Consider the following 25,040-nt stretch of genomic DNA (forward strand, 5'->3'; position numbering starts at 1 on the left):
GCAGTAGCCTGGGCATCCGCCGTCTCACGATCCGGGCAGGCCAGTGCCAGGGGGGACGCCTTGGGGGAGCAGGAACACGTACACGCGGGCGTGGACCGGACCGACCAGCCGGAAAGCCCCGCACAGACCACACCGTCCTTTCCGGCGCAGCTGAGACGGCTGCGCCGGGAGCGCGGGATGTCGCTGGCCGACCTCGCGCGCCGGACGCACTACAGCAAGGGCTATCTCAGCAAGATCGAGACCGGCGTCAAGCGGGCGACCGTCGACGTCGCCCGTCAGTGTGACCACATCCTGGGCGCCGGGGGCGAGTTGCTCCGGATGGTGCGGGACACCGCCCCGGCCGAGCGCGGCCAAGGACCGGCCGCCGACCCCGGTGAGCCCGCGTGTCCGTACCGGGGCCTCGCGGCGTTCACCCCGCAGGAAGCGGCCTGGTTCTTCGGCCGGGAGCGGGCCACGGCCGCGCTGGTCGAGCGGGTCTTCCAACGCCTCGGCAGCGGACCGCTGTTGCTGGTCGCCCCGTCCGGCGCCGGCAAGTCCTCCCTGCTGAACGCCGGTCTGGTCCCGGCGCTGCGGCGCCCCGGAGGCTTTCCCATGCCCGGCGCCGACCGCTGGCCCGTGGTCGCCCTCACGCCCACCGCCCATCCGCTCGACGAACTCCTCGAACGAACGGCGAAGGCCCTCGGCAGCGATCTCGACCTCACCGGGACCGAGTTGGCCGAGCGCCCCGAGGTGCTGCTGGACGTCGTCCGCGTTCGTTCCGACAGCGCCCCTCCCGGCCCCGGCGACCGCCGCCCGCCACCGGCGCGGCTCGTGCTGCTCGTCGACCAGTTCGAGGAGCTGTTCACCCTCTGCTCCGACGAGGACGAGAGACGGACGTTCGTACGGGTCCTGCAGGCACTGTCCACCGGCGCGGACCCGGCGGTCGTCGTGCTCGGCGTCCGCGCCGACTTCTCCGGACGATGCCTCGAACTCCCTGGTCTGGCCCGCCTGTTCACCGAGGGACTGTTCGTCCTGCTCCCCATGTCCGTCGCGGAACTACGGGAAGCGATCACCCGCCCCGCCGAACTCGCCGGCGTCACCCTGGAAGCCGGCCTGGTCCCCCTCCTCCTGCGCGACGCGGGCCTGCGCGACGCGGGCCTGCGCGAGGAACCGGCGGGCGCCGTCCGCGCCACCGCCTCCGACGAGACCCCCTCCGGCGCGCTGCCCCTCATCTCGCACGCCCTCCTCGCCACCTGGCAGCAACGCGAGGACACCACCCTCACCGTGGCCGGCTACGAGCGCACCGGCGGCATCCAGGGCGCCATCGCCCGCACCGCCGAGACCGTGTTCGCCCAGCTGTACCCCGCCGAACAGAACTCCATCCGGCGCGTGCTGTCCCGTCTCGTCCACGTGTCCGACGACGGAGCCGTCGCGACCCGGCGCCGCACCGGCCGCGGCGCCCTCATGGAACAGCTCGGGGACGCGGACGCCGCCTCCGCCGCCCTCGACGCGTTCGTCCGGGCCCGCTTGGTCACCCTGGACCGGGACACCGTCGAGATCACCCACGAGGCCCTGCTGCACGCGTGGCCCCGATTGCGCGACTGGATCCACGCCGACCGGGCCGGGCTCCTCATCCACCAGCAACTCGCCCACGCCGCCGCCGAATGGGAGCGAGAGGAGCGCGACCCGTCCGCCCTCTACCGCGGCACCCGCCTCGAAACCGTCCGCTCCTGGGCCGACGAACTCGACGGCCGCAGCCGTCTCGGCCCCCGCGAAGAGGCCTTCCTGCGGGCCAGCCAGGCGGAGGAGGACAGCCGAAGGCTCCTGGCGAGGCGTCAAACGCGGTTCCGGCAAGCCCTGTTCGTCATCGTCGCCGTCCTGCTGGTGCTCGCCGTGACCGCCGGCGGCCTCGCGTACCAGCAGCGCTCCGCCGCGCTCGACCAGGAACGCGTCGCCCGCTCCCAGGCCCTGGCCGTGCAGTCCACCTCTCTGGCCGGCGGTCAGCCCGAGGCGTCCATGCTGCTCGCCGAGGAGGCCTACCGGGCCGACCCCACCCCCGAGGCCCGCGGGGCCCTGCTGAGCACCCAGGCGCAGGCGTTCTCCGCCCGCCTCGCAGGCCGCCACGGACCCGTCAACGCGGTCGCTTTCGCACCCGACGGCCGGCTGCTGGCGACGGCCGGCTCGTACGGCACCGTGCAACTGCGCCGGACCACCGACCACCGGACCACCGCCACCCTCGCCGTTCCCGGGCGGGTCCGCTCCGTCGCCTTCAGCCCCGGCGGGCGCACCCTCGCGGCGACGTCCACGGACGGGCCGGTACGGATCTGGGACACCGCCGACCACCGGCTGCGGACCGTGCTGCCCGCGGCCACCGACGGGGCCCACGCGCTCGCCTTCGACCCCCGCGGCCGTACCCTCGCCGTCGCCGCCGACGACGGGTCGGTACAGCTGTGGGACACCGGCGGCGGCCACCCCTCCGAGGTGCGGCTCCTCGGGCACACCGGCCGCGTCAACTCACTCGCCTACGCCCCCGACGGGCGGACCCTGGCCTCGGGCGGCTCCGACCGTACCGTACGGCTGTGGGACACCGACACGGCCCGCCGGCTGGCCGTGCTCAAGGGGCACACCGACGAAGTGCTCGGAGTGGCCTTCGCCCCCGACGGACGGAGCGTGGCCTCCGGGGGCGTCGACCGGACCGTACGGCTGTGGGACGTGGCCCGGCACCGACCCGAGGCGACGCTCACCGGCCACAGCGACGACGTCAACGCGGTCACCTACACACCCGACGGCACCACGGTCGTGAGCGCGGGCGGCGACGGCACGACCCGGCTGTGGGACGTGCGCACCGGCAGGCCGGCCGCGATCCTCGCCGGCCACACCGACTACGTGATGTCCGTGGCCGTGAACTCGACCGGGACGACGCTGGCCACCGGAGGGTTCGACCAGTCCGTGGTGCTCTGGGACCTGCGCGGCCCGGTGCTGACGGCGCGTCCGTTCACCGAGGTCTCGCAGGCCGCGTACAGCCCCGACGGGAAACTCCTGGCCACCGCCGACGCGGACCACACCGTACGGGTGTGGGACGTGGCCCGGCGCCGACCCGTGGCGACGTTCACGGGCCACCGGGAGAGCGTGTTCTCGGTGGCGTTCGCACCGGACGGCCGCACCCTCGCGTCGGCGGGCTCGGACGGCACGGTCCGGCTGTGGGACATCCCCTCGCACCGCGCCCTGGTGACGCTCACCGGCCACACCGGGGACGTGTTCTCGGTGGCCTTCTCGCCCGACGGCCGCACCCTCGCCTCCGCGGGCGCCGACCGGACGGTCCGCCTGTGGGACATCGCGACCCGTCGTCAACTCGCCGTGCTGACCGGCCACACGGACTACGCCAACGATGTCGCGTTCAGCCCGGACGGCCGTACCCTGGCCAGCGCGGGCGACGATCTGACGGTACGGCTGTGGGACACCGCCGGTCATCGCCTGCTCGCCACCCTCACCGGACACACAGGTGCCGTGCGGGGCGTGGCCTTCAGCCCCGACGGGCGCACGCTCGCGAGCAGCGGCAACGACGGTACGGTCCGCCTGTGGGACGTCCGGCACCGCCGCCCGGCGGCCTCCCTGACCGGGCACACCGGATCGGTGCGCGGGATCGCCTTCTCACCGGACGGCCGGCTCCTCGCCGGCAGCGGCAGCGACCGCACCGTTCGGCTCTGGGACGTGCCCGGGCGGCGCCCCTGGGCCACGCTCACCGGGCACACGAACGCGGTGTGGGGCGTCGCGTTCGCCCCGGACGGGCGGACCGTGGCCAGCAGCAGCAACGACGGGACCGTACGTCTGTGGAACCTGGACCTCGGTGCCCAGCTCACCCGGATCTGCCGACTGCGCAGGACGATCGGCCCGCGGGAGCGCAGGGCACTGATGCCGGGCCTGCCCGCGACCCTCACGTCCGCGTGCACACGGCCCTGAGGGAGGTTGTCGGCGACCCATCGGTGCTGCGCGAACGTCGGGTCGGACAGATGCAGTCCTGCAGCGCACGGTCGACGTCCGCGAAGTCGGCCGGATCTGGGATGATCGGCGTGCGGTCCGGGACCGCACGCAGCGTGTCGTGTCCGGCTGCCTGTTCCACCCGCCGGCGTGGGCGACTGTCAGATCTCCTGGGGTTTGTAGGAACTGGGGTCACGCAGGGCGACACGACGCAGAAGGTCGACGGACTTGGTCACGCCCTCGACCGGGCTCATCAGGACGTCCTCGTGCTCGATGCTCAGGACGTCGTCGTAGCCGGCGCGGCGCAGGGCGAGGCAGAAGGCTCGCCAGAAGGCGTCGTCGTGGCCGTAGCCGAGGGTGACGTAGTTCCAGGAGCGGTCTTTCGCGGCCATGACCGGGAGGGTCTCCAGCCTGCTGGTCAGGGACTGGCGGAGGGGCTCCAGGCGGGTGTCCTTGGCGTGCACATGGTAGATCGCCTCGCCCAGGGCCTCGATGGCGGCGAGCGGGTCGGCTCCCATCCACATCAGGTGACTGGGGTCGAAGTTGGCTCCGACGACCGGTCCGACCTCCTCGCGCAGGCGCAGCAGGGTGGGAACGTTGTAGACGGCCTGGTGGGCGTGCATTTCGAGGCAGAGCTTGCGTACGCCCCGGTCTCGGGCGTGGGCCACGAGGTCCCGCCAGTACGGGAGCACGGCCTCGCTCCACTGCCATTCGAGGATCTGGGTCGTCTCCGGCGGCCAGGAGACGGTGATCCAGTTGGGGTTGGCGTCGCCCGGGCCTCCCGGCAGGCCGGACATCATCACCACACGGTCCACGCCGAGAAGTGGCGCGAGGGCGATCGTCCTGCGGGTGACCTGGTCGTGTTCGCGGCCGCTGGGCCCGGGGTGGAGGGGGTTGCCCGAGCAGGTGAGGGCGCTGATCGCGAGCCCCCGGTCGGTGACCTTGGCCAGCAGTTCGCGGCGTGCGCGCTCGCTGCCGAGCAGTTGGTCGACGTCGACGTGCGGGGCTGTGGACCAGGCGCCTGTGGCGAACTCGACGTAGTCCAGGCCGAGTTCGGCGGCCAGGTCGAGCGTCTCGTCGAGCGTGAGTTGCCCGACGCTGTCGGTGTTCAGGCCGATCTTCATGATGTTTCCCTGTCTCCGGTGTCGTCGTTGGGGGCGCGGTTGTCCGCCGGTGGTCCCGTGCGGTGGCGATCCGGGTCAGCGGTAGAGGGCGGGCCGGTCGGCGAGTTCCACCTCGATGCGCCGGTCCTCGGTCTGCGCGCGGACGCCCGCCTCGCAGACCGCGGCCACGGCGTAGCCGTCCCAGGCGCTGGGCCCGGTGACCTCTCCGCGCCGGGTGGCGTCGACCCATGCCTGGACCTCGCGGTCGTACGCCTCCTCGAACCGCTCGACGAAGCCGGGAGTGACCGTTCCGCCCCACCTGCCACGGGAGTTGACGAGCATGTCGTGCCGGTCGCCGATCCGGGCCGTGCCGTTCTCGCACACCGCCTCGGCCTGGACCTGATAGCCGTAGCGGGCGTTGACGTAGATCTCCACGTCGGCCAGAACCCCGCCATCGGTCTCGAAGACGACGAACTGCGGATCGACCAGCCCTTCCGGAGCGTTGCCGGAGGACTTCGGGCGCATCACCGTGACAGAGGTGATCTCCTGGCCGAGCAGCCAGCGGATGATGTCCATCTCGTGCGTCACCGAGTCGTTGATGAGCATGGCGGTCGTGAACTCCGGCGGGGACGAGGGGTTGCGGTGCCGGTTGTGCAGCATCAGCGGCCGGCCGAGTTCCCCGCTGTCCAGCAGGGCCTTGAGCTTGAGGTACTCGTGGTCGTAGCGGCGCATGAAGCCCACCTGCACCCGACGGTGACCGAGCAGCTGCTCGGCCTCCAGCACGCGCAGCGCGGAGGCGGCGTCGGGAGTGAGGGGCTTCTCGCACAGGACGGGCAGGTCGTGGTCGAACGCGGTGAGCAGCGCGGCCTCGTGGGCGACGCCGGGGGAGGCGAGCAGCACCGCGTCGACGGCCGGGGAGGCCATCGCCTCCGCCACGTCGTCGAAGGCCGCGCATCCTTCGACACCGGCGGCGATCGCCTTGGCCCGGTCGGCGTCCAGGTCGACGACCGCGGCCACATGGGCGCCGCTGGTCACCTCGCTGATCCGCCGTACATGGTCGGCGCCCATGCGGCCGGCGCCGATGACGGCGACACCGAGGGAGTCGTGGGGGAACATGAAGTCCTTTCGAGGCAGGGGCGATGTGGTGATGCCTCAGCCCGGAGAGACCGAGCCGGCATACGACAACTGACGGGACGTTTCTTGCCGGGTCAGGGCCCTCAGCGCGTGCCCTTCGCGGCGAACCCGGCGACGGTCTCGACGTTGGACTTGTCGACGAAAGCCGGGCCGGTCAGGACCGGCTGCTCACCGCCGCCGCTGTAGTTGCCGTTGTTCTTGTAGAGCCACAGACCGTCGACCGCCAGGTAGCCCTGCAGATAGGGCTGCTGGTCGACGGCGAACTGGATGCTGCCGTCCTGGACGGCCTTCACGAGGTCCTTGTTGAGGTCGAAGGTGGCGACCTTGGCCTTGCTGTCCGCGTCGGACACGGCTCCCACCGCGCCCAGCGCGTAGGGGGCGCCGAGGGTGACCACCTCGTCGATGGAGCTGTCCTGCCGGAGCTTGGCGGTGATCGTCGACTTCAGTGACGGCATGTCGGCGCCGTTGACGTAGAGGATGTCCGTCTTGCCCGCGAACCCCTTCTTCACGCCCGCACAGCGTGCCTCCAGGGCGACCTGGCCCTGCTCCTGGATGACGCAGACGGTGTGCTTGACACCAAGGGTGTTCAGCTTCCGGCCGACCGCCTCGCCGGCGACGGTCTCATCCTGGCCGAAGTACTCGAGCAGCCCCTGACTCTTCCAGTCGTCCACACCGGAGTTGAAGGCGACCACGGGGATGCCTGCCTTCCGCGCCTTGGCGACGACGTCCTTCATCGCGTCCGGCTTGGCGAGGGTGACCGCGATGCCGTCGACCTTCTGGTCGATCGCGTTCTGCACCAGGTTCGCCTGGGTGCCGCCGCTGGGGTCGGAGGAGTAGATCAACTTGATGTTGTCCTTCGCGGCGGCGGCCTCGGCGCCCTTGCGGATGGTGTCCCAGAACGTGTCACCGGGGACCGCGTGGGTGACCATCGCGACCGTCATACGGGGCGTGGTCGCCTTGCCCGCGAGGGCGCCGTCCGCGCTCTCCTCGGACTTCTTGCCGCCCGAGCCGCTGGAGCAGCCGGCGAGGGTGAGAGCCGCACCGGCGGCCACGGCCACGGCAAGGGTGAGTCTGCGGGAGCGGAGGGAAGGCGGGCGGTTCGTCATGTCGGCACCTCACTGTGCTGATGGCGGGGATGGGGCGACGCGCACGGAGGCAGGCATGACATCCCTCCGTGCGTCGGGTGAAGGAGCCGCTCACCGGCAGGCGGTGCGGCTTGCTGGGCGGGTCGGTGCGGAGGGTCAGAGGCTGAAGGCGGCGCGGAACCGTTCCAGGGCGGCGTCGCTGTCGCCGGACGCCCATGCCTCCATCGCGACCGTGCCGTCGTAGCCGAGGTCCGCGAGGGCCCGGGCGACGGCCGGGTAGTTGATCTCACCGGTGCCGGGTTCGCAGCGGCCGGGTACGTCGGCCACCTGGATCTCGCCGATGAGACCCGCGCCGTGGGCCCGGCGGATCAGTTCGATGAGGTTTCCCTCGCCGATCTGGGCGTGGTACAGGTCCAGGTTCATCCTCAGGCCGGGCCGGTCCACCGCCGCGACCAGGGCGAACGTGTCGGCGGCCGTGGCGAAGGGGACGCCGGGGTGATCGACGGCGGTGTTGAGGTTTTCCAGGGTGAAGGTGACCCCCGCGCTCTCGCCCAGTTCGGCGAGGCGGGTGAGGGTGCGGTGCGCGGCGATCCACATCTCACCGGTGGCCTCGCCGTTCACCGGCACCACGGGCAGGCCCTCGCTGTCCAGCCCGGTGCCGTGCACGTTGAGCCGGGGACAGCCCAGATGCTCGGCGGCCTTGACGGACTCCTCGGCGGTGCGCAGCAGTTCGGCGGCCCCCTCCGGGTCGGTCAGGCTGCCGCGGATGTAGCCGGTCATCGAGGAGAACGTGGCAGGCGTACGGGCGAGAGCGTCGAGGTCGTGTCGGGTCCAGTCCCAGATCTCCACCTGGAAGCCGGCCTCGTGGATACGCCGCGCCCGCTCCTCGACGGGCAGGTCGCGGAAGACCATCTCGGCACAGACCGCCAACGTGTGCATGACCGCTCCAGGACTAGAACGTTGCAGAGGAACAGGAGCAGTACGCCAGCCACCGAGCGGCCTGTCAAGGGTTTGTGCGGACATTTGAGCTAGAACGTTGCAGTCCCCTTGACCGGTGCGTCACTCGCTCGGCTCCGTCTACGATCACCCTGAAGAGGACCATCGATCAGGAAGGCCGGCGGTGCCCTCGCTACCTGCGGTCCCGGACGGAAAGCGGCCGACGCTCACCGATCTCGCGGCACGGGCCGGCGTGTCCGTCTCGCTCGCCTCCATCGTCATGCGCGGCGCCAAGGGGGCCGGCACGGCAACCCGCGAGCGGGTGCTGGAGGCCGCGCGGGAGATCGGCTATCGGCCGGACAGCAGGGCACGCTTGCTGCGCAGCAGCCGCTCGCACCTGCTCGGGGTGCAGTTCGACCTGCAACAGCCCTTCCACGCCGACATGGTGGAGGCCCTCTACACCGCGGCGGAGTCCGCCGGATACCAGATCGCCCTCAGTGCCGTCGCACCCAGCCGCAGCGAACAGCACGCCGTGGAGACCCTGCTCGCCGACCGCTGCGAGGCGCTGATCCTGCTCAGCCCCCACGTCCCGGTGGCCCAACTGACACGACTCGCGGCGCAGTTGCCGGTCGTCTCCGTGGCCCGGCGGCTGCGCCCGCGAGCCGAGGACGTGGACGTCGTCCGCGCGGCCGACGACGAGGGCGCCCGCCAGGCGGTCGACCACCTGGTGGCACTGGGCCACCGGGACATCGTCCACATCGACGGGGGCAGGGCGCCCGGCGCGGCCGACCGGCGCCGCGGCTACAAGGCGGCCATGAACCGCCACGGCCTGGCCGACCGTGCCCGCCTGGTGCCGGGCGGGCTGACCGAGGACCACGGCGCCGCGGCCGCCCGTACGCTTCTGGCCGCGACCTCCCGCCCCACCGCCGTCCTCGCCTTCAACGACCACTGCGCCATCGGCGTCCTCGACAGCTTCCTGCGTGCCGGGGTGGCGGTGCCCGAAGAGATCTCGGTCGTCGGCTTCGACGACAGCCACCTCGCCCGTCTGGCCCACGTCGATCTCACCACCGTCGGCCAGGAAGTTCCCGAGCTTGCGCGGCTGGCCGTGGAACGGGCCGTCGCCCGACTGGAAGGGGAGGCGGCCGATGGCGACCGGGAGATCGTCGTCACACCACGCCTCGTCATCCGCAGCACGACGACCGCGCCCTCCCGGTCCTGACCGGCGCGGTTCTGCGGGGCGCCGAGCCAGGGGCCGTCACAGGTACCTTGTCCGCTCGGAAGGCCCGCCGGCGGCTTCCGTTACGCCCTGGACCGCGTCCTGGCCCGTCACGACACCCGTGTACCCGGGGCCCTTTGCCACCTGCGTCTGCAACCCCGCTCGGGCACTGTGCCGCCGTCGTCTAGGTCCCGCCGATCAACCCGCCCCGGTCGACTGCCAACCGCCGGCCTGCCGCAACACCGCCCTCACCTCCGGGTCGGTGTGCCTGCCATGAGCAGGGGGGCGCTTCTTCCGTACGGGTGTCGCGCCGCGCGTGAGGTGTTGGCGCGGCGCGCGCTCCGCGGGGTCTGCTTTCCCGCCGGTCAGGGTGCCGTCCTTGTGGCCTCTTCGTGCTCGATGCCCAGGAGGGCGAGGGCGTTGTGGATGCCCTGTTCGAGGACTTGGTCGGCGAGGTGCGGGTCGGCGAGGGCCCGTGAGAGCTGGAGGGTGCCGGCCATCATGGCGTACGCGCTCAGTGCCATGGGGCGCACCGAGAGCGGGTCGTGGGGCGCAAGGCGGGCGGCGATGCCGTCGGCGACCACCAGTACGCCTTCGGTGTAGGCCTGCTTGGTGGGGTGGGTGCAGCGCCCTATCTCGTCGAGCAGGGCGGCGGAGGGGCAGCCGACGTCACGGCTGTCGCGGTGCCAGGGGGACAGGTACCAGCGCACGATCTGTTCGAGGCCGGCGCGGCCCGGTTCCGCGTGCGCGACGATGGTCGCGTTCTGGGCCTGCAACTGGTCGGCGATCGTGGTGGCCACGAGGTCGTCCTTGGACGTGAAGTGGGTGTAGAAGGCGCCGTTGGTCAGCCCGGCGTCCTTCATGAGCGCCGTGATGCCCGAGCCGTCGATGCCGTCCTCCTTGAAGCGGCGGCCCGCCGTCTCGATGATCCTCTGCCTGGTCGCCTGCTTGTGCTCTTTTCTGTATCGCACCACGCACTCCTCTACGCGCCGGGAGGGCCGGCTCGCCCTCCAGCGGCTCCTCCAATGTATTGTATTGTGAACGTAATTCAATAGTCCCGAATTCCCGGCGCGCTCGCGGCCGGGCTGGGGTTGCGGCCCCTCGGTCTCCGCTGTGCTGGACCGCTTGCGCTGCCAACCCGCATGCGGCTCCGAGGTCGCCGCGAGCTTCGCCCGCCACCGGAGCCCCCTTGCGCACCCGGGGCGTACCTGCTTAGTATTATGACCATAATTTAATGGCTCGCGGCTCGGCGTGGTGGATTCCGAGGTGATCGGAGCGAGCCGGAAGCCGCCTGGTCGCCCCAGGGGGCGAGTGATCGACCGATCCGAGCGGATCGTCGGCCTGGCCCACTTCTCCGGCCTGCCTCGTCGCAGCGCCGGCCAAGGGCAGCGGCCCCACAGGCCCAGCATGTCTCGCGTGTGCTGCGTGAGCAGACCCGCGAGAACGGACGGATACCCGCCAACAAGAGAAGGACGTCATGAGTACGTATCTGGCAGACAAGGCCGAGAACCTCACCGTGGAGGGGCCCTCCGCGACCTTCACCTACCGGCGCATGGGACCGCAGGGCGGTGTCCCACTCGTCCTGCTGCAGCGGTTCCGGGCGACCATCGACTGGTGGGACCCGGAGTTCCTGGACTACCTGGCCGCCGACCACGACGTGATCGTGTTCGACAACGTCGGCGTCGGTTACACCACCGGCGAGCCGCGCGACTCCCTCGACGGATTCGCCGAGGGTGCCGCCGAGTTCATCGAGGCCCTCGGCCTCACGCAGGCCGACGTGCTCGGCTGGTCGCTGGGCGGCTTCGTGGCGCAGCGCCTGGCCGCGCGTCGCCCGGAGCTGGTGCGCAAGATCATCGTGGCGGGCAGCGGCCCGACCGGCTGGGTGCCCGGTGCGCCGGAGGCGAGCGAGAAGGTCCTGGGCATCATGGCCAAGCCCGACGCCGACCAGGACGACATGCTGTTCCTGTTCTACCCGGAGACGGACGCGGCCCGCGCCTCGGGGCGCGAGCACTTCGCCCATGTCGCGCCCCGGCTCGCCGCCGGCGGCCCCGCGGTCACCGAGGCGACGGCGCAGGGCATGCTCGCCGCGATCGGCCAGCTCCTGGCAGCCCCCTTCGACGAGGTACGGGCCGAACTGGAGTCCATCAAGCACCCCGTCCTGTACGCCAACGGCCTGCACGACGTGATGGTCCCCGCCCACGCGTCCTACGTCGCCGTCCAGCACCTGGCCGACGCCACCCTCCTGCTCTACGGCGACGCCGGCCACGCCTTCCTCTTCCAGCACGCCAGGGCCTTCACCAAGCAGGTGGCCGACTTCCTCGCCGCCTGAGCACGCCGACCGTGCCGCCGATCCCGGTCCCGATCCCGGCGGCGGCCGGCTGACAGTCGTGCAAGCGCCGCCTCACAGCCGTGAGGCGGCGCTTGCACGATGGTTGACCGGCGTCGCCATCGCGGCCGGGCAGTGGGGTGCGCACCGGCGACGTGACAATTCTGGGTTGTCGGTTCCGAGTAGTGCGCCGACGTGTAGCTGAGGCCCTCGCCGAAGGGCGGACGTGATGCCCCCGGACTTGGCCGTCGTAGACCGGAAGTTGTCCGGCAGGGCGGGGAACGCTGAGCGGCAGCCGCCCGCTCGGCTCGATGCGCCCGAGCAGGAGCTCGGCGATGGCCCGACCGCCCTGCATCCTCGGGGCGAAGGTCCGCTCGATGGCGTCCGCGCAGAGTTCCGAGGCGGGCAGTGTCGAAAGCTTGCCCTGGGTGGACGAGACAAGAGGGTCAGCGGCCTGGGACGCGACCGCCGTCGCCTCAGCCGGGTTCGGCCTCGCCGACCTCGACGGGCAGGGCCTACCGGATCGGGGATCAGCCGGCCGATCCGCGCACAGCGACGGTGTTGCGCAGGAGCATGAGTGAACACCACGACAGTTCGAGGACGGGGCGGACGTCGATGACGTCGGCGCTCACCGCATCACCGGCCGGGGTGCCTTTGGGCCGGCCCGTGAGCTCGACGCAGTGGAACCCGTGGAAGGCCATGGCCGGTTCGAAGGCGTCTTCGCGGCCGCTCAAGATGAAGTGGTCGGCCGCCAGAGCCGAACGCAGCGGCCGTACGCACAGCTCACCGCCTTCGATGGCCTCAGCGTGCCGCCCTGTGATGACTGCCCCGGCCACTCCGCGCGCGGAGCTTGTGCCGGCCCAGGTGGTTCGGTCCGAAGTCGAGCAGGTGGTTCTGTCCGAAGTCGAGGTGAAGGGCACCGGAAGCGCTGCACCAGGTCCGCTGCGCGTACAAGTGGGCGATGCGCAGTACCGGCGGCGCGGGGTCGGGCTGATGCGGGCGTTGGCATGGTGGCGACGGTGCGGGCTCCGGTCCGGCCTCGTCCTGGAATCCGGGGTGCGGCCAGGCGCGTGATCCTCACGCAGGGCGTCGATGTCCTGACCGTTGTACAGATCGTCGGCTGTCACCGGTCCGGGACGACCAGCCCTCCTGGCCGTCGGCGCAGCTGAGCCCCTCCTGCCCTGGTGGTGCGCTGTGCCGTGCGCCGCGAAGCCCGGCGGAACCCGTGATTCCACTACGGTGCATCTCGTTCGGCCCGCCTACTTGCGCCCTGATGAAATTATGGTCATACTTCAATGGTCGACGGGTTGTTCAGAGACCTGATCCAGGGGTTTCCCACTGGCCTCCCCCGACCGTCGACTCCGGACCGCTGCCGCGGCCGGGAGACACAGGAGCACCGCCCGCTCTACGCCCACCTGCGAGGAAGCAGGGGCTGTCACACACTGGCGGTAACCCACACATCGAAGGGCACGACCATGAACGCACGCGAAACCCATGGTGACGTGGTGACGTCGTACAAGAACGCGCAGACCCGCACCGTCACCGCCGACGGAGTGACCTTCGCCTACCGTGACCTCGGCCCCCGGACCGGCATGCCGGTCATCTTCATCACGCACCTCGCCGCGGTCCTGGACAACTGGGACCCCCGGGTCGTCGATGGCATCGCCGCCAAGCACCGGGTCATCACGTTCGACAACAGGGGTGTGGGCGCCTCCACCGGTGAGACGCCGAAGACCATCGAGGAGATGGCCAAGGACGCCGTCACCTTCATCCGGGCGCTGGGCTTCGAGCAGGTGGACGTCCTCAGCTTCTCGATGGGCGCCATGATCGCCCAGGTGATCGCCCAGACCGAGCCGCAGCTCATCCGCAGGCTGATCCTCGCGGGCACCGGTCCGGCCGGAGGCGAGGGCATCAAGAACGTCACCCGGATCTCGCACTACGACACCGTCCGGTCGCTGCTCACCTTCCAGGACGTGAAGCAGTTCCTCTTCTTCACCCGCACCCCGAACGGGATCCGGGCCGGCAAGGAGTTCCTGGCCCGCCTGAAGGAGCGCACCCAGGACCGGGACAAGGCGATCCGCCTCAAGTCCTACTTCTCCCAGCTCAAGGCCATCCACCGCTGGGGACTGGCCCAGCCGCAGGATCTGTCCGTCATCAAGATTCCCGTGCTCGTCGCCAACGGTGACGACGACCGCATGGTGCCGACGCCGAACTCGCACGACCTGGCCCGGCGGCTGCCCAACTCCGAGCTGGTGATCTACCCCGACGGCGGCCACGGCGGCATCTTCCAGTACCACGAGCAGTTCGTGCCGACGGCGCTCGAGTTCTTCGGCCGGCCGTAGGGCCGTAGTGCGGTCTGCGTACGGGGCCAAGGACGCTGACTCAGAGCCGTGACGCCCGCCCGGGCGTCACGGCTCTCGTCATGTGTCTGTCCGACCTGACCCTCCCGCTCGCTTCTCGGCACTGCGGCGCCGAGGCGGCTGTCGTGCGGGGGCGGCTGTCGTGCAGGGGGGGCGAGGCGGGGACCGGTCGACGTCCCGTTCGCGCACCAGGGGCCAGGCCCAGGACCTGCACTGCCGCTACGGCGTATTTCGAACGGGCGCGGAGTCGGCCGCCGTACGAGCGAAGGACCCCCGCGCCGGCCGCTCCCGAGATCGCGGTTGTCCCGGGGGCCGCCCGCTCAGCGGCGCCGGTGTCCCGGCCCGTGCCAGGTCATCCAGCCGGTGTCGACGTGCGTCGCGCGATGGCGAGGGCGTTCTCGATTCCCTGCTCGAGGACCTCGTCGGAGAACTTCCGGTCGGAGACGGCGCGGGACAGCTGCAACGTTCCCACCGCCAGGGTGAAGAGCCCGACGGCCTGACCGCGGGCGGACTGCGGATCCTCGGGTGCCAGGCGGGCGGCGAACTCGTCCACGATGGCTTTGGCGCCGTTGGTGTAGGCGTCCTTGGTTCCGTCACCGCAGCGGCCGATCTCGTCCAGCAGGGCGGCGTTCGGACAACCCTCGCCGGGGTTGTCCCGGTGCTCGGGCGACAGATATGAGCGGATGAGATCCTCGAGGCCCTCGCGGCCGGGCCGCAGTGTGCCGAACTGCTCCACCTGCGCGCGCAGCTGCTCGGCCACGACATGGGCGACCAGATCGTCCTTGGACTCGAAGTGGGCGTAGAAGGCCCCGTTGGTGAGCCCGGCGTCCGACATCAGCGTGGAGATGCCGGAGCCGTCGATGCCGTCCTGCTTGAACCGGTGACCGGCCCGCTCGATGATCCGCTGCCGCGTCACCTGCTTATGCTCCTTGGTGTAGCGCGCCACAGGGTTCCTCCCCAACTCTGCCGGACCGTTGCCTTGTATCTCATCCTATTCTATGGTCTGACGTACGTAATATTACGGTCGACAGGTGATTGTGTGGCTGATCTGTCGCCCAGCAGACGGCAGGCCCGGCTCGACCGCCCCCGCCCGCAGAACCAGGAGAGCAATGATGCTCAGCCCGAGTCGCAACGCGTCACGACTGCTGACGGATACCGCGTCCCGACACCCCGAGCGCACCGCGATCGTCTTCGGTGAAGACCACATCACGTACGCCGCCCTCGACGCCGCAGCCAACCGTGTCGCGAACCTGCTCGTCTCACGCGGGATCCAGCCGGGCGACAAGGTCGCACTGTCCTGTCCCAACCTCCCGCATTTCTCCGCCGTCTACTTCGGCATCCTCAAAGCCGGCGCCGCCGTCGTGCCGTTGAACGTGCTGCTGAGGGCTGGGGAGGTCACCTATCACCTCGCCGACTCCGACGCGAAGGCGTACTTCGCGTTCGAGGGCACACCGGAACTGCCGATCGGGCAGGCCGCGTGGGAGGGGTTCCGGGCGGCCGAGGGCTGCACCGAGTTCTTCCTCATCGAGAGCGGTGCCGCCGCGCCGGCCGGGGGAGGGACGCCGGAGTCGTACCAGGCGGCCGTCGCCGAGCAGCCCGTGACGTTCCGGACGGTCGAGCGCGACGATGACGACACCGCGGTGGTCCTCTACACCTCCGGCACGACCGGCCGTCCCAAGGGCGCCGAGCTTCGGCACCGCAACGTGTACGACAACGCGCTCATCGGCCGCGACCTGTTCGACGCCGATCCCGGGCGCCCCGACACCTACCTGTGTGTGCTGCCGCTGTTCCACGCCTTCGGCCAGACCGTCATCCAGAACGGCGCCTTCGCGTTCGGCGGCACGATCGTGATGCAGCCGAGGTTCGAGGCGCGGGCGGCCCTTCGCCTCATGCTCGCCCATGACGTGACGTTCTTCGCCGGGGTCCCGACGATGTACTGGGGGCTGCTCGCGGCACTCGACGAGACGGTCGACGTCGCCCGCCTGGCGGCCAACCTTCGGGTGGCCGCGGCCGGCGGTTCAGCACTGCCCGTCGAGATCCACAAGGAGTTCAAGGACCGCTTCGGTGTGACGATCCTCGAGGGCTACGGGCTGTCCGAGACCTCGCCGATCGCGTCCTTCTCCCGCTTCGGCGAGGAACCCCGCGTCGGCTCGATCGGGGTGCCCATTCCGGGCGTGGAGATGAAGCTCATCCGCGACGACTGGTCGGATGTGGAGGGCGGCCCCGAGGAGATGGGGGAGATCGCGATCAGGGGACACAACGTCATGAAGGGCTACTACAAGCGGCCCGAAGCGACGGCCGAGGCGATCAAGGAGGGCTGGTTCCGCTCCGGCGACCTGGCGCGCAGGGACGAGGACGGCTTCTACTACATCGTCGACCGGTCCAAGGACATGATCATCCGGGGTGGCTTCAACGTCTACCCGCGCGAGATCGAGGAAGTGCTCATGGAGCACCCCGCGGTCTCGCTGGTCGCCGTGATCGGCGTACCGCACGAGTCCCACGGCGAGGAGATCAAGGCCGTCGTGGTCAAGAAGGCGGGAAGCGGCACGACCGAGGACGAGCTCAGGGCCTGGGCGAAGGAGCGGCTCGCCGCGTACAAGTACCCACGCGTCGTCCAGTTCGCCGACGAACTGCCCCTGACCCCGACCGGCAAGATCCTCAAGCGCCAACTCTCCTGAGCGGGCCGGCTGTCTCGGCCCGGGCGGCAGAGGCCGGACAGCATGATCAGGCGGCCGAACCTGCGGCGGGGCCGGATGCGACGGCATCACGCCCCACCGGCCTACCGACGCACTTTCCGTGGTCATGTCTCAGAGGGCGGCCATAGCCCTGGTGTTCGCGCGACCGCCGCGAAGCGCTCCGCTTGAAGTGCTGTGTTGGGGGTGCCCGCGGGCAGGCCGGCGACGAAGGCGGGCGGGTTGCCGCTCCAGCACACCACCGTCGGCGGCAGCAGGCGCGCGCTCAGCTCGCGTTCCCGGGCCGCGAGCGCGGCGGCCGGGTCGTCCGCCTCGACGCCGAGGAGGCCAGGGCCCTGCCGTGTGGTGCCGTGTGGTGTCGTCGTCCGCCTGTGGCGCCGCTGTGGCTGGTCGCGCCCACGTGGCGGAGCCGCATATGTCACCACCCCGGCCGCGCTTTGAGGGCGAGGTCCCGCTACGCGGCTCCGAATCCGAACTCGCCGCACCAGACATGCACTCGGCCCCGTCGACTACGGTTCGCCAACCGTGCGTACGCCGAAGCGCCCGAGGAAGACCACTTCCTCGGGCGCCGGGTCATGCTTCGTCAGGCGGCGTAGGTGGGGTAGTCGGTGTAGCCGGCCGCGCCGCCTACGTAGAAGGTGGCGGGGTCGGGGGTGTTCAGGGGCGCTCCGGCGCGTATGCGCTCGACCAGGTCGGGATTGGCCAGTGCCATCGAGCCCACGGTGATGACGTCGGCGATGCCGTTCTCGATGTCCTTGGCGCGGGTGGCGATGTCGGTGCCGGCGCGGTTGAGGAGCAGTGTGTTGGGCCACAGCTCGCGCAGTGTGCCCAGGAGTTCCTCGTCGCCGCCGTGGGCGAGGTGCAGGTAGGCGAGGTCGAGGGGGGCGAGGGCGCGTACGAGGTGCGGGTAGAGCTCGTGGGTGTCGTGCTCCGCGAGGTCGCCGAGCTGGAAGGGGTTGCCGGGGGAGAGCCGGATGCCGGTGCGGCCGGCTCCGATCTCGTCGGCCACGGCGGTGGCGACCTCGACCGCGAAGCGGATGCGGTTGTCGAGGGAGCCGCCGTACTGGTCGGTGCGCTGGTTGGTGCTGAGGAAGAGGAACTGGTGGACCAGGTAGCCGTTGGCGCCGTGGATCTCGACGCCGTCGGCGCCTGCCGCGATGGCGGCCGCGGCGGCGCGGCGGAAGTCGTCGACCGTCGCGGCGACCTCGTCGGTGGTCAGTGCGCGCGGCTCCGGCATCTCCTGCATCCCGGAGCCGGTGAACGTCTGACCTGCCGGCCTGATGGCGGAGGGCGCGACCGGCTGACGGTGGTGGGGGGTGTTGTCGGGGTGGGAGATGCGTCCGGCGTGCATGAGCTGGATGACGATGCGTCCGTCGGCCTTGTGGACGGCGTCGGTGACCTTGCGCCAGCCGGCGATGTGCTCGTCGGTGTAGATGCCCGGGGTCACCGGGTAGCCCTGGCCGTCGGCGGAGGGCTGGGTGCCCTCGGTGATGATCAGGGCGTGCGAGGCGCGCTGGGCGTAGTACTCGGCGTTCAGCTCGGTCGGCACACCTTCCGGGGTGGCCCTGCTGCGGGTCAGGGGGGACATCGCCAGACGGTGCGGCAGGGAGATCTTTCCGGCGACGGTGGGGGTCCACAGGCTGTCGAGCATGCGTGCTTCCTCAGGTTGTCGGTGGCGGACACCCGGCAGACCCGCGTTGCGGGCTGTGAAGCCGATGAGGCATTCGCCATGAGCGTGAATAAATTATATTACGTTCGTAATGTTTTGGTGGGTGGTGGGCGGCGCAAGACGGATGGGACGGCCGTCGGCCGAGGGCGTGCCGTTCGCCTTGCGCGCGGAGCTCTCTACTCGTCGAGGAACTGAAGGGCGTGCTTCAGGAACCGCTCGGGGTACTGGAACTGCGCTCCGTGCCCGGCGTGGGGGTAGATCAGCAGTTGGGCGTTGGGAATGTTCTGGGCGAGGTGCCAGGAGTTGATCGAGGCGATCATCACGTCGTTCTCGCCGTTGAGGACCAGCGTCGGCTGGGTGATCGCGTTCAGGTAGGCGTAAGGGTTTTCGCCCGGCAGCGGCTCCGCATAGGCCATGGACGCCTCGAACTGCGCCTGCCCGACTGCGGGCGAGCTCGGCGGGTCCTGGTCGGCCCGCTGGTGGCGCCGCTCCCAGAAGGCCCGGCCGGCTTCGACCGCGGCCTCGGAGCGGCCGAAGAACAGGAAGAGGAAGTCCTCCAGGCCGGGGACCGGATTCAGGGCCACCTCGGGCACCTTGGGGTCCATCGTCGGGTCCCCGCCGCGCAGACCGGTGCCGAGCAGAAGGAGCTTGCGCACCAGCTGGGGGTGGCGCAGCGCGACTTCCTGTGCCTGGTAGCCGCCGAGAGAGAAGCCGAGCAGATCGACCTGCTCCAGCCCCAGCGCCTGGATGACCGCGGCGATGTCGTCGGCCATGTCCTCGACCCGGTTGCGCGGCGTGCCGGAGGAGGAGGCGATGCCGCGCCCGTTGAACAGGATGACCTCACGGCCTTCGGCCAGGCCGTCGGTGAGGTAGGGGTCCCAGTTGTCCATGCCTCCGCGGAAGTGCTGGACGAGGAAGATCGGGACGCCGGTGGGCTTGCCCCAGCGGCGGTAGGCGAAGCGGTCGCCGTCGACCTCGATGTACTGGGTGGATGCGGTCACATGCGTGTCGCTCATGAGCTGCGGCTTTCTGAAGGGGATGAGCAATACGATGACGTTCGTAATATAAAAAGTCAAGCTCTTAGATGTCGATTGACATCTATGTATGCTTGACCGTCGAGCGTCGACCGTGGAAGGAGTGGCTGGACATGCGAGTGACCAAGGCGCAGGCGGAGCAGAACCGCGCGCACATCGTCGCGACAGCCGCCAGGCTGTTCCGCGAGCGTGGCTATGACGGTGTCGGCGTGGCGGAGCTGATGGCGGCCGCCGGGTTCACTCATGGCGGCTTCTACAAGCACTTCCGCTCCAAGGCCGACCTGATGGCAGAAGCGTCCGCGAGCGGGCTCTCGCAGATCGCGGCACGGACAGAAGGTGTTGGCCCCGCGGAGTTCGTCGAGAGCTACGTTTCCCGTGAGCATCGCGACGGGCGCGGCGACGGCTGCACCCTCGCGGCCCTCAGCGGCGATGCCGCACGTCAGTCGGCGGACATCAAAACGGAGTTCGCGGCCGGGATCGAGAACCTGCTGGCGGCCCTTCAGGCCCCGAGTGGCACGTCGGGGGATGCGGACCAGGACCAGCGTGCGGCCCGCGGCATGGTGATCGACATGCTTGCGCATTCGGTCGGCGCGGTCATGCTGTCGCGGGCATGCCCGGACGGTTCTCCGCTGGCGGACGAAATCCTCGATGTCTGCCGCAAGGAAATCCTCGCCTCACTGGCACACGGCAGTGGCGATCAGTCGGCGGCACGGAGCCCGGAAGCCTGACCGCGGTCGACCGACCACCGGGTGGTCAGACGCTGACGAGCCTGCGATTTTGAGCCGTTGGTGCGGCACACGGGTGCTTTCTCCAAGGATGGTCTGCGCCGCTGCCGAGAGCTGTTCGTGCCGTCGACGAAACCACGGCACCGGATGTGAGAACGGTCGACCTGCACGTGACGACCGGTGCGCGGTGGGGGATTGCCCGTCGCGTTTTCCGTGTGGCCCGTCGCGTTTTCCGTTTTCGGACCCCGGCGGGTGCGGCGGGGCCCTCCAGTCGGGAGCCGAGGTGGCCGGGCCGCCGTGGAAGCGTGCCCGGCCGCCCTGGGGACCCTGGTAGGCCGGGGACGGATCCCGCCCGTGGTGTCGGCGCGCCCACCGGCGCCCTGTGGGGCGCTGCGGTCGGTCGTGGGCGCGGCCGGGGCGATCAGAGGGCTTCGTTGACCCGGCCGATGTACTCGCCCAGCTGGTACTCGACGTCGAGGCCCTTCTCGGCGGCCAGGGTGCCGAGTCCGACCGCCCGCGCGGCGAATCCCGGCTGCGTCAGGGTGCCGGCGAACTCGCCGAAGGAGGCGACCAGGTGGGCGTCCGGCGGCAGGGTCGCCCGGTTGACCTGGGACTTGGCGGTCGCCAGTGCCTGCCGGTCGAAGGAGGCGAGACGGGCGACGGTCGCGTCGACGAAGGCGTCGAGTTCGGCGTCGGGCAGGGTGCGGGTGACCCAGCCCCAGCGCTCAGCAGTGTCGGCGTCGTAGTCGGCACTTCCGAGGATGGCCTCGAGCGCCCGGTCGCGGCCGATCGAACGGGGCAGTCGCTCGGCTCCCCCTCCGCCGGGGACAAGGCCGATGCCGACCTCGGGCTGGCCGAAGAACGCCTTCTCGCGGCTGGCGTAGCGCAGGTCGCAGGCGAGGGCCAGCTCGTTGCCGGCGCCGCGGGTACGGCCCCGGATGGCCGCGATGCTGACGAACGGAGCTTTGGTCAGCCGCAGGACCATGTCGGTCCACAACGGGTTGTCGTCCTCGTGCTCAGGCGTGGGGAGGTCGGCGGCCGCGGCGGCGTCGAAGTGGTTGATGAAGAAGTCGGGGAGTTCGCTGGCGAAGACGACGACCTGGATGTCCGGGTCGTTCTCCAGCTCCGAGACGATCTTGTGCAACGTCACGATCGACTCGGGAACCACCAGGTTCACGGGAGGATTCGAGAACGTGATCCTCGCGGTCCGCGGGGTCGTCCGCTCAAGGCGGATCGTGCTGGGCTGGCTCATGGCGTGCTTTCCGTTTCGTGTTTCGTAGGGGGCTTGGGCTTTGGCTTGGGCTTGCGTGGCCGTGATCGCGTGCGGCGACCACGGAGCTGTTGCGCTGCCGGGTGGGGTGCGTGTTGTCGCCGGCTTGTCGCTCGGAGCCGCGTCGGCTGGGCCGGTCCCGCGCCTGCACCGGCGCGGCATGGTGTGGGCTCCGTTCGTTCGGGCTGATGGTGAGCCACCGCTCGGAGCCTTTTGCATTACGAGCGTAATATAACAGATCGAGACCGTCCGGCGGCGTAGAGGAGGGGGAAAGGTCGGTGATGAGCCAACTGCGCTGGTGCTGAGCGCGGCCCCGACGGCACTGCCTCCCGAACCGGTTGCTTGTGATGCTGCGTCAGGACGTTCCCTTGGCGGACGCGCCTGGCGGACGCGCCTGGCGGACGCGCCTGGCGGTTGGCCGGCGAGGTGGCCGGTGAGGGCCGGCCCTCTTCAGGGGAGCTGCGGGTAGAGCGCCGAGACGCCCCCGGACAGTGCTGCCTGTGCCTGGCGGGCCGCGTTGTCGGCGAGGATCTCGTAGGCGCCGGCGGCGATGCCGTCCACGGCGATGCGCGCGATGTCGGCCGGGTCGGACTTGTCCGCGTCGACGGTTCGGACCATGTCGGTGTCCATGTAACCGACGTGCAGACCGGCCACGCGGATGCCCTGGTCGGCGAGCTGTATGCGCAGGGTGTTGGTGAGCGACCACTCCGCGGATTTGGCGGCGCAGTAGGCGCCGAACTCCGGGAAGCTGACCCAGGACAGGCCGGACAGGACGTTCAGCATGGCCCCGCCGCCGTTGGCCGCGATCTGGGGTGCGAAGGCGCGGGCCACCGTCAGGGTGCCGAGGTAGTGGGTGTTCATCTCCAGGCGGATGTCGTCCAGGTCGGCGGTGAGCAGGTCGGCGCCGGTGGAGGAGCCCGCGTTGTTGACCAGGATGGTCACGTCGCCGGTGGCCTTGGCGGCGGCCGCGACGGAGGCGGGGTCGGTGATGTCGAGCGCGATCGGCTTGGCGCCGGGCAGGTCGACCTGGTCGGGGTTGCGGGCGCCGGCGTAGACGGTGGCGCCGCGGCTGAGCAGTTCGGCGGCGAGGGCCCGGCCGAAGCCGCGGTTCGCTCCGGTGACAAGGGCGGTGCTGGCGGAGAGGTCCATGAAGGTTCCCGGTGAAGTGGAGGGGGATCAGGGCGCTGAGGGCGTGGTCTGACGCGGCCCGGGTTCATTAAATTACGATCGTAATAATAAGCAGGCGGAGTCGGTGATCGCAAGCGATCCGGCTGGTGAATGACGCTGAGCCGGGCCTCTTGCCGGAGCACTGTCAAGGAGCTGATCGATGCGGGCAAGGCCAAGTGCTTCGGCCTGAGCGAGACCGGCCCGCAGGTCATCCTCGGGGCGCAGGCGGTGCGGCCGGTCTCCGGGCAGGACGTCCAGGAGTACTTCCCGGTCCTCGGCGAACTGAGCGTCGGCTTTGTCGCCTACTCATCTCTCGGCCGCGGCTTCATCACCGGCACAGCCCCACCCGCCGACGAACGCGACGTACCCGACATGCGCCATGTCGACCCCGCCGGCAGCACGGCACGTCGAGGAGAACGTCCTGGCCGTGGGGACAGCTCGGCGATTGGCCCGCCAGCGCCGTCGATGTCCCTCTGACCAGGAGTGACCCCGCCACGATCGACGAGATTCCACCACACGGCGGCTTCAGCGCCCGCCACTCCGAGGACTACGCTCCCGTCTGGATCTGAATCCGCGCCGGGACCAAGCCGCCCTTCCTGACGGACACGGCCGGGACCCTCACCCCAAGGGCACCGGCCGCCGGCCCGTGCCACTACCGCACGGCGCACGGCGAGCCCATCGAGGGCCAAAGTGCACGCCGGGCGCGATCTCTCCCGCGGTGACGCAGGCGAACCCGACGTCGACAATCCGCCGCAAGGGCGGCTACACCTCCGGCGTCCGTCCCTCCGCCTGTGTGACGGGCAAGGAGAAGAGGTTCAACGCCGGTTCCCACGGCTGCACCGGCCGCGCGGGCGATGCCGAGTACGACCGGCTGCTCAGCCTGCGGTTGGGCGGTGACCCGAACGATCCGCGCAACCCGTGGGTGGAACCGGCCGACCGGGGCCACAAGGAGGGTGCCGGGTGAACAACAGGAAGGACCCGGTGGAGACGAAGCTGCACACCGCGGTCTGCACGGGCCAGGTCACCCTCGCGGCCGCGCAGCGGAACCGCCGATCACCGCCATCGACCTGAGAGCCCGTCACATGGGCGCGGAATGCCGGAATGCCGGAATGCGCCCCGTTGCTCTGCGAGCTGCCTTCCGCCGCGGTGGCCGCCGGCACCACCCGCACCCTGCCCATCGACCTGGTCGTACGGGCCTCCACGTCCGCCTGACGGCTGAGACCACCTCGGCGTCAACGCCCCGGCGCCGCCCCGCTGCTGGCGCGGATCACGAGGTCGACGGGGACCAGCGAATCGGGATGCGGCGGGTCGGCCGAGTCGTCGATCCGGCTCAGCAGGAGCCGCAGCGACCGGGTGCCGATCTCCGCGAAGTCGGTGCGCACGGTGGTCAGCGGCGGCAGCAGATGCGCGGCCTCGGGGATGTCGTCGTACCCCACCACGCTGATCTCGCCCGGCACCGAGCGGCCCGCCTCGTGGAAGGCGTGCAGGGCGCCGAGGGCCATCTGGTCGTTCGACACGAACACCGCGGTGACGTCCGTGCGCCGGGCCAGCCGCCGCCCCAGGTGGTAACCGGAGTCGGCGCTCCAGTCGCCGAACAGCGGCTCGGGGACCGGCGCTCCGGCCGCCTCCAGCGTGGCGCGCCAGCTCGCCGTGCGGAGGTCGGCGGAGGTCCAGCCGCTCGGGCCCGCGATGTGCCAGACGGTGGAATGGCCGAGCCCCAGCAGATGCTCGGTGGCTTTGCGCGCGCCTTCCCGGGAGTCACCGGTGAGCCGCTCGGTCTCCCGGTCGAAGCCGTTCTCCAGCACCACCAGCGGGGTGTCGAACCGGGTGTCCGCCAGGGCGTGGCCCACCCACAGTTGCGGGGCGATGGCGATCACCCCGTCCGCGCCCTCGGCCGACAGCCGGTCGACGGCCTCGACGACCGTGTCGTGCTCGGCCGTGTCCAGGGAGATCGAGCTGAGCAGATAACCGGCCTCCTGGGCGGCCGTGTTGATCGCGGTCAGGATCGCGGCCGGTCCGTAGCGGGCCGCGTCGAAGGTGATGACCCCGAGCATCCGGGTCCGGCCGCTCGCCAGCGAACGGGCGCTGCGGCTGGGCCGGTAACCGAGGGTGCGCATGGCCGTCAGGACCGCCTCGCGGGTCTCGGGGCGGACCGACGGATGCTCGTTGAGGACCCGGGAGACCGTCTGCTTGGAGACACCGGCCAGCCGGGCCACGTCGTCCATCACCGGGCGCGAGCCGGCGAAGTTGCGTCGGCTGCGCCCCTTCGGCACGGATCCCTCGGCGGCGCTTGGGGTCATGGTGGCGCTTTCCTCGACATGGTGGGGGCGGTGGTACGGCGGCGCCGGCCCGCCCGGGGAGCACA

At 70.6% G+C, this 25,040-nt stretch carries 21 protein-coding genes; 8 read left to right on the forward strand and 13 right to left on the reverse strand.

From position 1 onward, the window contains the following. Positions 1-177: 177 nt before the first annotated feature. Positions 178-3,939, forward strand: a complete 3,762-nt coding sequence (locus tag ACFYZ8_RS15600; RefSeq protein ID WP_388533754.1) for a helix-turn-helix domain-containing protein — start codon at positions 178-180, stop codon at positions 3,937-3,939. Positions 3,940-4,118: 179 nt separating this feature from the next. Here ACFYZ8_RS15600 and ACFYZ8_RS15605 read toward each other — a convergent pair whose 3' ends face one another. The 4 genes from ACFYZ8_RS15605 to ACFYZ8_RS15620 form a co-directional block, all read right to left on the reverse strand. Then, positions 4,119-5,081 (reverse strand): sugar phosphate isomerase/epimerase family protein, encoded by a 963-nt coding sequence (locus tag ACFYZ8_RS15605; RefSeq protein WP_388532895.1) that lies wholly within the window; start codon positions 5,079-5,081, stop codon positions 4,119-4,121. A gap of 75 nt (positions 5,082-5,156) precedes the next feature. Next, on the reverse strand, positions 5,157-6,176 hold the full coding sequence (locus tag ACFYZ8_RS15610; protein WP_388532897.1) for a Gfo/Idh/MocA family protein: 1,020 nt from the start codon (positions 6,174-6,176) through the stop codon (positions 5,157-5,159). A 101-nt stretch (positions 6,177-6,277) separates the two neighbouring features. Next, positions 6,278-7,300 (reverse strand): sugar ABC transporter substrate-binding protein, encoded by a 1,023-nt coding sequence (locus ACFYZ8_RS15615; RefSeq protein ID WP_388532898.1) that lies wholly within the window; start codon positions 7,298-7,300, stop codon positions 6,278-6,280. A gap of 135 nt (positions 7,301-7,435) precedes the next feature. Continuing rightward, positions 7,436-8,218, reverse strand: coding sequence for a TIM barrel protein (locus tag ACFYZ8_RS15620; RefSeq protein WP_388532901.1), 783 nt, complete (start codon positions 8,216-8,218; stop codon positions 7,436-7,438). Positions 8,219-8,399: 181 nt separating this feature from the next. On the opposite strand from ACFYZ8_RS15620, the gene ACFYZ8_RS15625 reads away from it, so the two are divergent. Beyond that, positions 8,400-9,434: a LacI family DNA-binding transcriptional regulator gene (locus tag ACFYZ8_RS15625; protein ID WP_388532904.1), complete on the forward strand. Its 1,035-nt coding sequence runs from the start codon at positions 8,400-8,402 to the stop codon at positions 9,432-9,434. 362 nt (positions 9,435-9,796) lie between these two features. Here the strand turns inward: ACFYZ8_RS15625 and ACFYZ8_RS15630 are convergent, their stop codons facing one another. Further along, a complete protein-coding gene (locus ACFYZ8_RS15630; protein ID WP_388532906.1) occupies positions 9,797-10,405 on the reverse strand; it encodes a TetR/AcrR family transcriptional regulator in 609 nt (202 codons plus the stop codon). A 503-nt stretch (positions 10,406-10,908) separates the two neighbouring features. Between ACFYZ8_RS15630 and ACFYZ8_RS15635 the strand changes: the two genes are divergently transcribed. Beyond that, positions 10,909-11,760 carry an alpha/beta hydrolase gene (locus ACFYZ8_RS15635; RefSeq protein WP_359031277.1) on the forward strand — a complete coding sequence of 284 codons (852 nt, stop codon included), beginning with the start codon at positions 10,909-10,911 and terminating at the stop codon, positions 11,758-11,760. On the opposite strand, the gene ACFYZ8_RS15640 is transcribed toward ACFYZ8_RS15635, so the two are convergent. Both ACFYZ8_RS15640 and ACFYZ8_RS15645 read right to left on the reverse strand, forming a co-directional pair. After that, positions 11,726-12,310 carry a glycoside hydrolase family 3 C-terminal domain-containing protein gene (locus ACFYZ8_RS15640; protein WP_388533757.1) on the reverse strand — a complete coding sequence of 195 codons (585 nt, stop codon included), beginning with the start codon at positions 12,308-12,310 and terminating at the stop codon, positions 11,726-11,728. The two genes, ACFYZ8_RS15635 and ACFYZ8_RS15640, sit on opposite strands and share 35 nt — an antisense overlap. Beyond that, the gene (locus ACFYZ8_RS15645; protein ID WP_388532908.1) at positions 12,288-12,992 is read right to left on the reverse strand and encodes a family 78 glycoside hydrolase catalytic domain; all 705 of its coding nucleotides are present in this window, start codon (positions 12,990-12,992) and stop codon (positions 12,288-12,290) included. The genes ACFYZ8_RS15640 and ACFYZ8_RS15645 overlap by 23 nt, the downstream gene beginning before the upstream one ends. 240 nt (positions 12,993-13,232) lie before the next feature. Here ACFYZ8_RS15645 and ACFYZ8_RS15650 point away from each other — a divergent pair, with 240 nt between their 5' ends. Continuing rightward, entirely contained in the window at positions 13,233-14,099 is an 867-nt protein-coding gene (locus ACFYZ8_RS15650) for an alpha/beta fold hydrolase (RefSeq protein WP_388532911.1), read from the forward strand. A 370-nt stretch (positions 14,100-14,469) separates the two neighbouring features. Here the strand turns inward: ACFYZ8_RS15650 and ACFYZ8_RS15655 are convergent, their stop codons facing one another. Beyond that, a complete protein-coding gene (locus tag ACFYZ8_RS15655) occupies positions 14,470-15,063 on the reverse strand; it encodes a TetR/AcrR family transcriptional regulator (RefSeq protein ID WP_359029375.1) in 594 nt (197 codons plus the stop codon). 166 nt (positions 15,064-15,229) lie between these two features. Here ACFYZ8_RS15655 and ACFYZ8_RS15660 point away from each other — a divergent pair, with 166 nt between their 5' ends. Beyond that, positions 15,230-16,795 carry a long-chain fatty acid--CoA ligase gene (locus tag ACFYZ8_RS15660; RefSeq protein WP_388532914.1) on the forward strand — a complete coding sequence of 522 codons (1,566 nt, stop codon included), beginning with the start codon at positions 15,230-15,232 and terminating at the stop codon, positions 16,793-16,795. A 598-nt stretch (positions 16,796-17,393) separates the two neighbouring features. On the opposite strand, the gene ACFYZ8_RS15665 is transcribed toward ACFYZ8_RS15660, so the two are convergent. Further along, the gene (locus ACFYZ8_RS15665) at positions 17,394-18,461 is read right to left on the reverse strand and encodes an alkene reductase (RefSeq protein WP_388532917.1); all 1,068 of its coding nucleotides are present in this window, start codon (positions 18,459-18,461) and stop codon (positions 17,394-17,396) included. Between the two features lie 194 nt (positions 18,462-18,655). Beyond that, positions 18,656-19,495, reverse strand: coding sequence for an alpha/beta fold hydrolase (locus ACFYZ8_RS15670; protein WP_388532920.1), 840 nt, complete (start codon positions 19,493-19,495; stop codon positions 18,656-18,658). A gap of 131 nt (positions 19,496-19,626) precedes the next feature. Here ACFYZ8_RS15670 and ACFYZ8_RS15675 point away from each other — a divergent pair, with 131 nt between their 5' ends. Further along, entirely contained in the window at positions 19,627-20,241 is a 615-nt protein-coding gene (locus ACFYZ8_RS15675; protein WP_388532923.1) for a TetR/AcrR family transcriptional regulator, read from the forward strand. 418 nt (positions 20,242-20,659) lie between these two features. Here the strand turns inward: ACFYZ8_RS15675 and ACFYZ8_RS15680 are convergent, their stop codons facing one another. Next, positions 20,660-21,490, reverse strand: a complete 831-nt coding sequence (locus ACFYZ8_RS15680; protein WP_388532926.1) for an enoyl-CoA hydratase/isomerase family protein — start codon at positions 21,488-21,490, stop codon at positions 20,660-20,662. A gap of 468 nt (positions 21,491-21,958) precedes the next feature. Beyond that, positions 21,959-22,657 (reverse strand): SDR family oxidoreductase, encoded by a 699-nt coding sequence (locus tag ACFYZ8_RS15685; RefSeq protein WP_388532928.1) that lies wholly within the window; start codon positions 22,655-22,657, stop codon positions 21,959-21,961. 129 nt (positions 22,658-22,786) lie between these two features. On the opposite strand from ACFYZ8_RS15685, the gene ACFYZ8_RS15690 reads away from it, so the two are divergent. Both ACFYZ8_RS15690 and ACFYZ8_RS15695 read left to right on the forward strand, forming a co-directional pair. After that, entirely contained in the window at positions 22,787-23,152 is a 366-nt protein-coding gene (locus ACFYZ8_RS15690) for a hypothetical protein (RefSeq protein WP_388532930.1), read from the forward strand. A 241-nt stretch (positions 23,153-23,393) separates the two neighbouring features. After that, positions 23,394-23,639, forward strand: coding sequence for a hypothetical protein (locus ACFYZ8_RS15695; RefSeq protein WP_388532932.1), 246 nt, complete (start codon positions 23,394-23,396; stop codon positions 23,637-23,639). Positions 23,640-23,907: 268 nt separating this feature from the next. Here ACFYZ8_RS15695 and ACFYZ8_RS15700 read toward each other — a convergent pair whose 3' ends face one another. Further along, positions 23,908-24,975, reverse strand: coding sequence for a LacI family DNA-binding transcriptional regulator (locus ACFYZ8_RS15700; protein ID WP_359029362.1), 1,068 nt, complete (start codon positions 24,973-24,975; stop codon positions 23,908-23,910). Positions 24,976-25,040 lie beyond the last annotated feature (65 nt).

Origin of the sequence: Streptomyces sp. NPDC001668 (assembly GCF_042893155.1) — a bacterium.
Classification (GTDB): domain Bacteria; phylum Actinomycetota; class Actinomycetes; order Streptomycetales; family Streptomycetaceae; genus Streptomyces.